Source organism: Streptococcus parasalivarius (genome assembly GCF_054785155.1).
Window position 1 is genome coordinate 19,579 of record NZ_BAABOB010000006.1, and the last position, 12,319, is coordinate 31,897.

The 12,319-nt window shown below is 40.0% G+C and carries 11 protein-coding genes; 1 reads left to right on the plus strand and 10 read right to left on the minus strand.

Annotation, left to right across the window (positions count from 1 at the left end):
- Positions 1-117: 117 nt before the first annotated feature.
- From ACYVQ1_RS06605 to ACYVQ1_RS06640, 8 genes are all read right to left on the minus strand, one after another.
- A complete protein-coding gene (locus ACYVQ1_RS06605; protein ID WP_461250201.1) occupies positions 118-1,587 on the minus strand; it encodes a glycosyltransferase in 1,470 nt (489 codons plus the stop codon).
- On the minus strand, positions 1,568-2,866 hold the full coding sequence (locus ACYVQ1_RS06610) for a glycosyltransferase family protein (protein ID WP_461250202.1): 1,299 nt from the start codon (positions 2,864-2,866) through the stop codon (positions 1,568-1,570). Before ACYVQ1_RS06610 ends, ACYVQ1_RS06605 begins: the two co-directional genes overlap by 20 nt.
- A 50-nt stretch (positions 2,867-2,916) precedes the next feature.
- Positions 2,917-3,798 carry a glycosyltransferase family 2 protein gene (locus ACYVQ1_RS06615; RefSeq protein WP_461250203.1) on the minus strand — a complete coding sequence of 294 codons (882 nt, stop codon included), beginning with the start codon at positions 3,796-3,798 and terminating at the stop codon, positions 2,917-2,919.
- Positions 3,799-3,801: 3 nt separating this feature from the next.
- Complete coding sequence (locus ACYVQ1_RS06620; RefSeq protein ID WP_461250204.1) at positions 3,802-5,010, minus strand: glycosyltransferase family 8 protein; 1,209 nt, start codon at positions 5,008-5,010, stop codon at positions 3,802-3,804.
- 172 nt (positions 5,011-5,182) lie between these two features.
- A complete protein-coding gene (locus ACYVQ1_RS06625) occupies positions 5,183-6,622 on the minus strand; it encodes a 6-phospho-beta-glucosidase (RefSeq protein WP_461250205.1) in 1,440 nt (479 codons plus the stop codon).
- A 192-nt stretch (positions 6,623-6,814) separates the two neighbouring features.
- Complete coding sequence (locus tag ACYVQ1_RS06630; protein WP_461250206.1) at positions 6,815-7,366, minus strand: cysteine hydrolase family protein; 552 nt, start codon at positions 7,364-7,366, stop codon at positions 6,815-6,817.
- A gap of 65 nt (positions 7,367-7,431) precedes the next feature.
- Positions 7,432-8,217 (minus strand): GTP-sensing pleiotropic transcriptional regulator CodY, encoded by a 786-nt coding sequence (codY, locus tag ACYVQ1_RS06635; protein ID WP_002884784.1) that lies wholly within the window; start codon positions 8,215-8,217, stop codon positions 7,432-7,434.
- Positions 8,218-8,484: 267 nt separating this feature from the next.
- Positions 8,485-9,699 carry a pyridoxal phosphate-dependent aminotransferase gene (locus ACYVQ1_RS06640; protein ID WP_004183315.1) on the minus strand — a complete coding sequence of 405 codons (1,215 nt, stop codon included), beginning with the start codon at positions 9,697-9,699 and terminating at the stop codon, positions 8,485-8,487.
- Between the two features lie 363 nt (positions 9,700-10,062).
- On the opposite strand from ACYVQ1_RS06640, the gene ACYVQ1_RS06645 reads away from it, so the two are divergent.
- Complete coding sequence (locus tag ACYVQ1_RS06645) at positions 10,063-10,515, plus strand: universal stress protein (RefSeq protein WP_461250207.1); 453 nt, start codon at positions 10,063-10,065, stop codon at positions 10,513-10,515.
- A gap of 77 nt (positions 10,516-10,592) precedes the next feature.
- Here ACYVQ1_RS06645 and ACYVQ1_RS06650 read toward each other — a convergent pair whose 3' ends face one another.
- Both ACYVQ1_RS06650 and pflA read right to left on the minus strand, forming a co-directional pair.
- The gene (locus ACYVQ1_RS06650; RefSeq protein WP_461250208.1) at positions 10,593-11,345 is read right to left on the minus strand and encodes a hypothetical protein; all 753 of its coding nucleotides are present in this window, start codon (positions 11,343-11,345) and stop codon (positions 10,593-10,595) included.
- Between the two features lie 69 nt (positions 11,346-11,414).
- Positions 11,415-12,215 (minus strand): pyruvate formate-lyase-activating protein, encoded by an 801-nt coding sequence (gene pflA / locus ACYVQ1_RS06655; protein WP_002891689.1) that lies wholly within the window; start codon positions 12,213-12,215, stop codon positions 11,415-11,417.
- Positions 12,216-12,319 lie beyond the last annotated feature (104 nt).

Here is a 12,319-nt window from a genome sequence, read left to right on the forward strand (position 1 = left end):
TGATTTTTCAATACGTTCTATTTTACCATAATTAAGCCTATTTTGCTTGGAGGATAAAAAAACTGTAGTAACTTTTTTGTCACTACAGTTTACAGAGATAGAGCTTTTTCAAAACACTTATCGTATGGCTATCAAGAGCTTTCTCCAAGCCTCTAGGATTTCTGGTTTCAAATACTGTTTTGCCAGGTCATATGAGACTTGGTGCATAGACTCAAGATCACTTTCTAAGGCAAATACAATCTTGTCGGCCATCTGAGAAACAAGTAGATCCTCATCCATAGTCTCGCTATAAGGGACCAGAAAGCCGTTTTTACCATCTTTGATGAAAGTTGGATTGCCATAACGGGCATCAAAACCAACCAAGGCTAGACCTGCTCCCACCGCTTCCATCAGAGTCAAGCCAAAGGTCTCCCACTGAGAGGTGGTGACATAAAGTTCATACTGTGGGTAAACTTCACGCAAATCAGCATGACCTCGAAGTTGGATGTAACCATTCGCACCAAGAGTATCAATCAGTTCTTGTAGATTCTCTTGCTCTCCACCTTCACCATAGATGTCAAAGCTAAGGTTTGGCTCTTTTTGATGGGCAAGAGCAACGGCTCTTATAGCCAAATCCAAGCGTTTACGTGGGTCCAATCGCGAAGCTGTCATCAAACTAAGAGGCCTCCTCTGCTCCACGGGAAAACTAAGTTTATCCAAATGTCCAACTGCTAGGGCATAGATAGTTGCGTCGATGCTCTGTTTTTGAAGAGTATTCTTTAAAACAGCCTTTTGTGCCTCCGTAGCTGTAATAAAGAAATCAAAACGTTGGGCGTACTTAAAGATGTAATAATACTCATAGTAGAGGTCGCCATTTTCAAATTCATGCTCTGAATGAAAAACGAAGCCTAACTTTGCAGGAGAATTAAGTTCATAAATCGGTCGCATAAATTCCATTAAGGAAGCCCTATCCAGCAGCAAGGTATCTGCATCTATCAATGGAAGTCTTGCCAAAAAGCGACGCATGACCTCTGTTTTCGTTACTAAAATCTCAGTTCCCAGCCTATATAACCAACTAGTCCCTTGCTTGAGTTCTTCAAAGGCAATGCAACCATCTTTATTATGATAGCTTCTCCTGATGATGATTCCTTTTTCAAAGTATTCTGTGACTATTTTACTTGTCCCATACCACTCACGCTTTAATAGCATACCATTAAGGTAGTAGTCCACATAGCGCACGCAGCCTTTTTGGTAGGGATCCATCTTGAAAATTAGAGAATTAGCATCAGAAAAGGCATAAACGACCTCTGTTTCACTTTTGCTCCTTAAATCTAGTCGTGTCAACTTAAATTTTTGCTGCAAGGCTCCCACTGTCAAAGATGGGGTGTGACTGTCTTGATCTGTAAAGCTAAGATAGGCATAAAGGAGTTCTTCATAGCGGTGCCCTAAAGAAAGATAATAGTCTAATTTATAGGGTTGTGGCCAGGTCGTAAAGACAAACTTAGCAGGCTCATTTAATTCACGTAGCATCAAAGCTCTCGACGCCTGGGCCACGTCCACACCATTAGGCTCATAGCCAACCAGTAGGTTAAAGGTGTAAATCGTCATCTTTTTCCCCCTCCAATCTAGTCAAGAAAGCTAGGATTTCTCCCCTCTCGGCGAGTTTTAAAATCTCTTTCTGACTTTCAAGAGCATTAGGATAAAAGTCAGCTTGTTGTAAGAGTTGTCGGAAACCTTGCTCTAGTTCCTCTAAGGAAGTATAGACCGTTGGTAAGTCCTTATAGTAGTGACGATGAACCGTTGATTCCAAGCCATAAAGTAGCTGCCCATTTTCAATCGCATCCAATGTTGCATCAGACACTTCACTTCCATAATTCAAGTCTAAATAAATGAAACATTTCCTTAGTAGCTCTTGGTATTTCTCCTGACGAATCCCTGGGTAAAGATGGACATTTCCCTTATCTTCGAGACAAGTCAATTTAGGTCCCATACTAGTTTGGGCTCCGATGTGAAAGTCAATATCCGGAAAAGCATCAACCAAGTCAGCTAGTCCCTCAATATTTTCAGAAGCAGTCATCACCATAGCCTGAGGCACAAAAGTCTGAGAACCTTCTTGTTTAGCACCAGCTAAATAAATCATGCCCGAGCAACGTTCCTCTTGTGGATAATAATTAGTAATCAAAACATGATTCACTTGACTTTGAATAAACTCAAGACCATCATGACTGTCGGAGCAATAGACCAGACGATCAGCATTCAAGGTCTTCAAAATCGGGATTAGATTGGAATCCATACAGATGATAGCTTCGTCTGACTTTAGGATTTGATTCAAAACAACCTTAGTTAATTCTTCCCTACCCGAGAAAATCCTATCTCTTCCTTCAGATCCCTGATCAATCAAGTACCCATCTTGAATATAGTGAAGCAAGGCCTCTTCTTGATTACGATTAAAGTAAATATCCATAATGCCTTGTCCCTGATCATCCAGAAGACGCTGTTTGGTACGCCAGCCATAGCGATTATAATCGTCTATCGCAACAACTTTTTCCCCTTGTCCAAACCATTGGACTTGTTTGACCGTACGATCCTTTAGATTGTCACGAAAAATGACACTAGCACGACGGTCTTGACCATCAAAAATATAGGTCGTAATCCCCAAAGTCCACAATTCCCAATATAGAGGAACTGACAAATCGTTAAAAAAGAGTGGTTTCCCTTGATAATCTTCCTCAGAGGAATAAATAAATGACGATGCTAAACTAATAGTGTCCTTATCAATATCCGTTTCAAAATTCGTATAAAACACACGCGACTGAATGCCAAAGGAATCTAGTAATCTTCTCAGTTTTTCCGTTGCCTGACTGGGTTCTTGTGCAATAATGAGCATAGTTATCCTTTCTGACTAATCCAAGCTATAAATAGCTTAACCCTCGACCTTTATTGCTCCAAAAATCTCAAGTTAACCTGCGCCGTCTTATAGGTCTCAGTATCTTGAAGATTAGTTTCTTCCATCTTTTCAATCGCCCGTTTTAGACGCGTCTTATAAATATAACGGTGCCAGGTCAAATCATAGCCCAACATACCTAGCAAAGCTAGTTTTTCATTCTTAGCTTCCATCTCATCTAAAACACGCTTCTCAGTCCAGACCTGCGAAAGGGTATCTTTACGTCCCACTCGATACCAGTAGATACATTTCTCAGTATGAACCACACGATTGGCCTTTAACAAGAGTTTGTACATCAGGAAGTTATCTTCAACATTTTTACCGACAGGAAAACGAAGATCCTCGAATAAGGAAATCTTGTAGAGTTTCATCATGGCACAAGCCCAAGCCATATCTCGTGTCTCTTGAATGGCATCCTGATCTATGATGTCTCTTCCTTCATAGAGGGTTTCAGAATAGTCGTTCTCCGTTACCTTAATCAAAAACTTACTTGTACTCTCATTGAACAAGTTATAGTTGGCAATAGAAACATCTGCTTCATACTTTTTAAGCTGAGTGTATAAGGTCTCCACATAATCCTCTGTTACCCAGTCATCTGGGTCTACAAAAGTGATGTAATCACCTGTGGCTAAGTCAATTCCTGTATTTCGGGCTGCAGATAAGCCTCCATTAACTTGTCGCACATAGCGAATACGCGAATCTCTCTTGAAAAATTCCTTGCAAATCTCCTCTGAATTGTCAGGAGAACCATCATTGACAAGAATGATTTCAAGGTTTGGATAAGTCTGATTCACTATCGTTTCCAAACACTGCTTCAGGTAAGCTTCCACATTATAAATGGGAATTACAATACTAACTACTTCTTTATTTTCCATGGTCTATCTCTCAATCGTATCTATATAGTCTCGAACTGCCTCTACCATTTGGTCTACTTGGTCATTCTTGAACACTTGATTTTTTCCAGTCTGGTCATGATTGGTCCCTTCAAAAGAGAAAATTGGAAGACCCAACTGATGAATCGTTTCTGTGATATGATCAACCTCGTCAAATGGGTTGATATCAAAATAAAAATCTATTTTTTCCAAAACCTTTCGACTGGTCAATGGATCAAAGGACGGATAGAGAATAAGGTTTGGATACTGCTCCAATTTCACCAAATTAAACCCGAAATGAGAATGAGCCAAAACATGAAAAGCTACATCTGGAAGAGTCTGCAGCAAATGTTCCAATTCAAAGATGTCTGCCGTATTAGTATAAATAGCCGTATGGTAAGGAAAATCACCTACCATATCACTAAAGCTAAGCTTTAAGGATGGCTTTCTCAATAAGATGTCTTCCCAAGATAGGGCATAATAAAACCACCAAATATCTCTGAAACGATTGAAACGCTTAGAGGTCCACGGTTTATTGTGAGAGGTGTAATGAATAACCGCGGGCACCCCTTTAAAAGCATCATACCAATCCAAGTCCCCATATCTGTACTGATCCTTGTCAGAGCCTACTTGGAGATTATAAGTCCATGGAAGTTGGTGCCAGGCGTCTTTAAAATAAAGATTCAAAATCCCTTGATCCCCATAAACATTTTGGTGATGTTCCTTAGTTAATTCAAAAAGAGACTCTGTCACCTTGTGTTGTCGCCACCAATCGATGTCAATAACCATCAAACCAGCATTAAAACCTTCTGTCGTCGTCGGATGATCCACTACCGCTCCAATGCCAAATTCGTTTAAATCTACTTCAAAAAGTGGTGACAAATCCTGCGTGAAGATCATGTCACAGTCTAAATAGAGAACACGATTTTCTTGAACAAACTCAGGTATCGCATAACGGAAAAAAGTCGCATAATGAATATGCGTACTCGGAAGCGAAAATTGTTTAAAGCTTTCTGCAGACACACGACAATTAAGAATTTCAGAATCAATAGCCTCCAAACGACGATTCAGTAGCGTAAACCATTCTGTTGGTAAATTCTCATTTAGCACATAAATTTTCCACTGCCCTTGATGTGCACACAAAGATTTAAGAGCTACCTCTAACTTTTCCATATAGGATAGCTCAGCTACAAATACAACCGATTTTTTACCCATGTTTTCTTCCTCTCAAACTCTAACAAGAATATCATTTTTTAGAAAACATTACAATTTCTATCCCTTACAAAAAAAGCCAACCCTAAGGCTGACTTTGAATGGAGATTAATTTTCTTTCAGTGCTTGCTAGATTCGTAAAATTGAACCCAGACCAGCACGCAACTCAAATGCACTATTCTACAGAGGCACCATTACTTGCGATAACTTCTTTGTACCAGTTAAATGATTTCTTCTTAGAGCGTTTAAGACTACCATTACCATCGTTATCTCGGTCCACATAGATGAAGCCATAACGTTTCTTCATTTCACCAGTTCCAGCAGAAACAAGGTCGATACAGCCCCAGGTTGTGTAGCCCCAAAGCTCTACACCATCTTCATTAATAGCATCACGCATAGCCTTGATGTGGGCTGCCAAGTAGTCGATACGATAATCGTCTTCAACATAACCATTTTTATCTGGCGTATCCACAGCACCAAGACCATTCTCAACGATAAACATCGGTTTTTGGTAACGATCCCAAATAGCATTGAGGGTAATACGAAGGCCTAGTGGGTCAATTTGCCAGCCCCACTCTGAAGCTTCCAAATAGGGATTTTTAATAGAGGCAAAGATATTTCCAGCAGTCTTTTCATTAACTTCTGGATCACCTGAAGCCACACGACTTGCATAGTAAGAGAAGGAAATAAAATCAACAGTATGCTCTTTAAGAAGGGCCAAATCTTCTTCCGTCATCTCAAGCTCAATGCCATCACGTTCCCACTGTTTCTTAGCATAATTTGGATACTCTCCACGAGCTTGAACATCAATAAAGAAATAGCTACTACGGTCTTCTTGCATAGCTGCCCAGTAGTCACGTGGATGGGCTGTATTTGGATAATATTGACCTGCTGCCAACATACAACCGACCTTATTTTCAGGGTCAATCTCATGGGCCAATTTCGTCGCCATAGCTGAGGCTACCAACTCATGGTGAGCAGCCTGATATTTAACCTTCTCCTCATTCTCACCCTCTTCAAAGCAGAGTCCTGCTCCCATAAATGGGGCATGGAGAATCATGTTGATTTCATTGAAAGTGAGCCAGTACTTAACCAAACCTTTAAAGCGTGTGAAAAGGGTACGGCAAAGATTTTCATAGAAGCCAAGCATCTTACGATTACGCCATCCTCCATACTCGGTAATCAAGTGCATTGGACAATCAAAGTGTGTGATCGTCACCAAAGGTTCAATGCCATGCTTGTGACATTCCTTGAAGAGGTCCTCGTAAAAGGCAAGCCCAGCTTCATTTGGCTCAGCCTCATCACCCTTAGGAAAAATACGTGACCAAGCAATAGAAAGACGATAGGTCTTAAAGCCCATTTCACCAAAGAGAGCAATATCTTCCTTGTAACGGTGGTACATATCGATACTTTCCTTTGCCGGATAAAAATAACCATCCTCAAAATCAAACATCTTGCGACGTCCAGTGATAATGGAAAGGCGATCCTCACCAATTGGCACCACATCAACATTGGCTAAACCACGCCCATCAGCATCATAGGCACCTTCACATTGGTTGGCTGCTGTCGCTCCACCCCACAAAAATCCATCAGGAAAAGTTAATTTTTTAGTCATTATTCTACCTCTTATGATTCAAGATTATTTCAGTAATAGTATATACTAATCTGGAATCGCTTTCTTATAGTAAACTACGGAAAACTGATACTATCCTATGATTTTAGACAAAAAAATTGAGAGTAGGACAGATTCCCACTCTCAATCCTCTCTCCATTATAACAATGATAAAAAAAGAGTAAGAACTAACTCTTACTCCACAATTGTTGCTCCAAGAACATTTTTAAAATGTCCAATAGCAAAGTCATGAGCTTCAGGTGTCAAGGAGGCTGTTGCACTCTCTATCACCTCGATATCATAGCCCAAATTATAAGCATCAATGGCCGTATGTAACACACAAATATCTGTTAAAACTCCCGTCAAAACAACTGTCGTCACACGACGCTCACGTAAACGAATATCTAAATCCGTTCCGGAAAAGGCTGAATAGTGTCGCTTGTCCATCCAAAAGACACGATGGTCGTCCTTGATGGCATCATATACACTAGCTAACTTACCATAAAGTTCTCGCCCAGATGTCCCTGCAATGTTGTGAGGTGGAAAGAGTTTAGTCTCAGGATGGAAGGTATCTCCTTCATCATGTCGATCCATGGCAACAAAGATATAATCCCCATTGTCATAGGCTTCTTGAGTTACCTGAGCAATACGATCTTCAATGGCTTGGGCAGGCTTACCAGCCGTCAACTTCCCATCATCTGCCACAAAATCATAAGAGTAATCAATTGATATCAATGCCTTTGTCATGCTACTTTCTCCTTTTAAAAAAAGTGGGGCAGGTCCTCCTACCTCACTCTCTTTCAGTATTCTTCTTATTCGTATTCTTTCAATTTGTCGTAGATACCTTCGTTAAGGACTTTAAGATAAGTCCCTTTCATACCGAGTGAACGGCTCTCAATAATACCAGCTGATTCCAACTTACGAAGGGCATTAACGATAACTGAACGCGTAATTCCGATACGGTCAGCGATAACAGATGCTGTCAAGCGACCTTCCAAACCGTCCAACTCGTTCAAGATAGCTGAAACTGCCTTGATTTCTGAGTAAGACAAGGTATTAATAGCCATGTTAATAGCTGTTTGTTTACGAATCGTTTCTTCCAAGTTCTCTGTTTGAAGGTTCAACAACTGCAACCCAACTACCGTAGAGGCTATCTCAACCAAGATAAGATCTTCATCCACAAAATCATGATCGTTACGCCAAATGATGAAAGAACCAAGACGCATACCACCACCATAGATAGGGGCAATTGTAGTCAAACCATCTGGGAAGTCATCTTTTGACTCCACTGGGAAAATGGTCAAGTCACTGTCAATACCAATGTTTTCTTGAGTATCATAAACACGGCTGATACCACGTGTGTATTCTTCTGGAAGTTGTTTAGCTTCAAAAAACTCTTCCACACGATCATTGTTGGTTTTGTACTTCATGGCAAAACCAAGGAGAGCACCACCACCATTAACGATAGCAGCGTTACAATCAATGATATCCGCCAATTGAGCAGCCATGTTGTTGTATGGAAGATCTCCTTCCAAGCTGTCTACTGAGCGTTGCAAGATAGATGTAATTTTACGTGTTTTAGCCAGCAAATTTGCCATATTTATTGTCTTCACTTTCTATTGTAGTCATAATAATATCAAGCCTTGTACTAATCTTCTGCGTCAAGACTCACTAGCCCTATCATTATAGCACACTTAACCCAGAAATTGCAAACAATTGTCTGAAAATTATTTATTATTCTACTATTCATTATATTAAGTATATTATGGCATTTTTAGGGAGAATGTTCAGATTTTGCTCAAATATATCCCCCTTTTAAAAACAATAAAAACCGGACAAGCCTTATTGTCCAGTTTTTTAAGGAATTAGCGCTTGTAATATGACAAGACTCGTTCGATTTTATTACCGAGATCAGCCAACTCTTCCACTCGAGGAAGATAGACAATACGGAAGTGATCTGGTTCATTCCAGTTAAAGCCTTTACCTGGAACTAGGAGAACCTTCTCCTTCTTCAAGAGACGAAGACAGAATTCTTCATCATCTTCAATATCATACATGTTACGGTCAATCCTAGGGAAGATGTAAAGCCCTGCATCTGGCTTAACAGCTGATAGCCCTGGAATAGCGTTTACGGTATTCGTGATAAACTCACGTTGTTCATAGATACGCCCACCAGGAATCAAGAGCTCATCAACGGATTGGTAGCCACCAAGTGAAGTCTGAATAACGTGTTGAGAGAGCACGTTGGCACAGAGACGCATGTTAGCCAACATATTAAGCCCTTCAATATAGCCTTTGACATTCTTTTTAGGTCCAGAAAGAACCATCCAACCCACACGGAAACCACAGATGCGGTGAGACTTAGAAAGACCATTCATAGACACACAGAAGACATCTGGTGCAAGACTAGCGATTGCAGTATGTTTCTTACCATCCATAACCAAGCGGTCATAAATCTCATCCGCAAAGATAATCAAATCATTTTGTCGAGCAATATCCACAATCTGTTCAAGAACATCCTTAGGATAGAGCGAACCTGTAGGATTATTGGGATTGATTACTACAATTGCCTTAGTATTTGATGTAATCTTTGATTTGATATCATCAATATCTGGATACCAGTTAGATTTTTCATCACATACATAGTGTACGGCATTACCGCCTGCTAGACTGACACAGGCTGTCCAAAGAGGATAATCTGGCATTGGGACCAAGACCTCATCTCCATCATCAAGCAAGGCCTGCATAGATATGGAAATCATCTCTGAAACACCATTACCAATATAAATATCATCAATATCTACATTTGGGAATCCCTTTAACTGGCAATACTGCATAATCGCCTTACGAGCTGAGAAAATCCCTTTACTATCCGAATACCCTTCACTATTACGAACATTCATAATTAAATCACGAATGACTTCATCCGGTGCTGTAAAGCCAAATTCCGCAGGATTTCCCGTATTAAGACGAAGAATCTTTTCACCGTTAGCAATCATACGGTTGGCTTCATCCAAAACTGGTCCACGAATATCATAGGCAACGTGTTCCAACTTTGATGATTTATCAAATGTTTTCATAAGTTAATCCTTTCAAAAGATACTAAAAGCAGATACATCTAGCAGAAAATAAAAAAATTCAACACCTGATGGGGATTTCCACTTTTATTGACACCAACTTTATTTAGGCTCAGCCATTTGGTATCATTTCTGAAGACTTGTCTTCCTATTGTTTAATTATCATGTTTCTTACGAAGCTAATAACAGATTGTATTATACCTCTTTTTCATGCAATCTTCAATTTTTAGATAATACTGAAATCTTCACATTACTACGGACATCCTAAAGTAAGCAGTCAAAAAAAGATTTCAGAAAATCCATAACAACGCTTTCATTTTTTAGATTAAAGGAGTATAATAAAGCTAAAGATAGGAGGTAGAGCTTATGTCTCAACAATATGAACGTATTATGGTAGCTATCGACGGTTCTTACGAATCAGAACTGGCCTTTCTCAAAGGTGTGCACGTTGCAAAACGTAATAATGCACAGTTAATCTTGGTACACGTTATCGATACACGCGCCCTTCAAAGCGTTGCGACTTTCGACTCTTATATCTATGAAAAACTAGAAGAGGAAGCAAAAGCTGTATTGGCTGACTTTGAACGTCAAGCCAGAGAAGCTGGTTTAACCAAGATTCGCAAAGTTATTGAGTTCGGTAATCCTAAGAGCCTTTTGGCTGTTGACATCCCTGATAAGGAAAACGTTGACCTTATTATGGTCGGTGCCACTGGTCTCAATACCTTTGAGCGCTTGCTTATCGGTTCATCCTCTGAGTACATTCTCCGTCACGCAAAAGTTGACTTGCTCATCGTTCGTGACTCTGAAAAAACGCTATAGTCACCTCTCACAAGCACATCTGGTGCTTTTCTCATATAAAAAGAACTGAGATTAATAACTCAGTTCTTTTTATTGTTCTATTTTTCAGATTTTGCTGACTCAGACACAACTTCTGATTCTGAACTTGCTTGGCTTTCTTCTACCAAGTCTTCACTGACAGATTGACTTGAGGCACTTGCTTGCTCCAAAGCAAGACTAGTTGAAAGGCTCTCGCGCTCTGCTTCCTGACTAAGGCTTGCTTCAACAATCATCAGTTCCTTTTGACGTTCTGTTTCACGAAGGTATTCACGTTCTTCTAGCTCTTCCTGACGACGTCTTTCCTGCTCACGTTTTTGAGCTTTTTGACGTTCACGCTTAGCATGACGTTTTTGCGTCTCATCAATCAAGACCTTAGTGTTGTCTTTAATATGCATCCACTTAACAAGACGAACTAAGAGTCTCCATAGGAAAACAATAATCGATTCTGCGAAAAGAAGAATCTCAACCAGAATAACACCTAGCAAGCTCCAAGCCATGAAGAGTGTAATCAATAATTGCGTGAAAATCTTCTTCAAGTCACCCAAATGATTGTTGTGAATATTAAGAGTCTCAAGGAAAAGATCTAAAATTCCTTGCAAGAGGTGTGATTTAACAGATTTGTCTCCCTCTAAGCTCAAGTCCGTTTGAACTTCTGCCGGAGTAACAACGGTCAAGTCCCCATCTTGGTAGACATCAATACGGTCTCCTAATTTTATATCAAAATCAAAAAGCGTGCGATCTATTTTCTTAAGTCGCCCGTCAGGATGACTAAGGTAAACAAAGTCATCATCAATTTTTAAAATACGAAACATAATTTACCTGCTTTTTATTGCTTCCTAAATAATAACAAAATAAAAAAGCTCTTGTCAAGAGCTCATTCTTTAATCCAAGGTTTTGACACCGATACGATTCTTATATTCTTGATAGGTTTCCGTATGCATAAGAGCCTTAGCATTTTTAACACGATCTGCAGTTGGTGGTTTGACACCTTCCAATGGATAAGGGATGCCAAGTTCACGCCACTTGAATTCCCCCATCGTATGATATGGAAGAATTTCAAATTTATCAACATTTTTCAAGGTCTTTACAAACTCGCCGAGCTTAATCAAGTGTTCGTCAAAGTCTGTCAAACCAGGTACCAAGACATGGCGAATCCAGACTGGAACTTGTTTATCAGACAGATATTGAGCAAATTCCAAGATATTCTTATTAGGTTGACGGGTCACAAACTTGTGTTGTTCAGGATCAATCTCTTTGATATCCAGTAGAACCAAGTCAGTTACAGCCAAAAGTTTGTCAACAACTTCATGATACTCAGGAGTATTGCGGTAAGCAAACCCACAAGTATCAAGCGTACAGTGAATTCCTAGCTTCTTAGCCTCTGTAAAGAGGGCAGTGACAAAATCAATCTGAAGCATGGCCTCACCACCTGATACAGTGATACCACCATGCTCACCCCAGAAATGACGGAAACGAAGAGCCTCATCTAAGACATCTTCAACCGTACGTTCAACAGCCTTATTTGACTCCATAGCCCAAGTATCTGGATTATGACAATATTGGCAACGCATCTTACAGCCTTGCATGAAAACAATAAAACGGATACCCGGACCATCTACGGATCCAAAACTTTCGGTTGAATGAACAAGTCCAGTCACCTGACTGTAATCAATTTCTGCCATGGCAGCCTCCTTGTAAACGCTTTTTACATGTTTTTATTATACCTCTTTTATCGGAAACATGCTCCATATCTGCCTGAATTCAAGCAAAGGTTATACTATAATAC

What these genes read in the sequence shown, in the direction of transcription:
- ACYVQ1_RS06625 (WP_461250205.1), bottom strand. Translation starts at nt 6,622, where the DNA reads ATGACTAAAAAATTAACTTTTCCTGATGGATTTTTGTGGGGTGGAGCG.
- ACYVQ1_RS06645 (WP_461250207.1), top strand. Translation starts at nt 10,063, where the DNA reads ATGTCTCAACAATATGAACGTATTATGGTAGCTATCGACGGTTCTTAC.
- ACYVQ1_RS06620 (WP_461250204.1), bottom strand. Translation starts at nt 5,010, where the DNA reads ATGGGTAAAAAATCGGTTGTATTTGTAGCTGAGCTATCCTATATGGAA.
- ACYVQ1_RS06640 (WP_004183315.1), bottom strand. Translation starts at nt 9,699, where the DNA reads ATGAAAACATTTGATAAATCATCAAAGTTGGAACACGTTGCCTATGAT.
- ACYVQ1_RS06610 (WP_461250202.1), bottom strand. Translation starts at nt 2,866, where the DNA reads ATGCTCATTATTGCACAAGAACCCAGTCAGGCAACGGAAAAACTGAGA.
- ACYVQ1_RS06615 (WP_461250203.1), bottom strand. Translation starts at nt 3,798, where the DNA reads ATGGAAAATAAAGAAGTAGTTAGTATTGTAATTCCCATTTATAATGTG.
- ACYVQ1_RS06650 (WP_461250208.1), bottom strand. Translation starts at nt 11,345, where the DNA reads ATGTTTCGTATTTTAAAAATTGATGATGACTTTGTTTACCTTAGTCAT.
- codY (WP_002884784.1), bottom strand. Translation starts at nt 8,217, where the DNA reads ATGGCAAATTTGCTGGCTAAAACACGTAAAATTACATCTATCTTGCAA.
- ACYVQ1_RS06605 (WP_461250201.1), bottom strand. Translation starts at nt 1,587, where the DNA reads ATGACGATTTACACCTTTAACCTACTGGTTGGCTATGAGCCTAATGGT.
- pflA (WP_002891689.1), bottom strand. Translation starts at nt 12,215, where the DNA reads ATGGCAGAAATTGATTACAGTCAGGTGACTGGACTTGTTCATTCAACC.
- ACYVQ1_RS06630 (WP_461250206.1), bottom strand. Translation starts at nt 7,366, where the DNA reads ATGACAAAGGCATTGATATCAATTGATTACTCTTATGATTTTGTGGCA.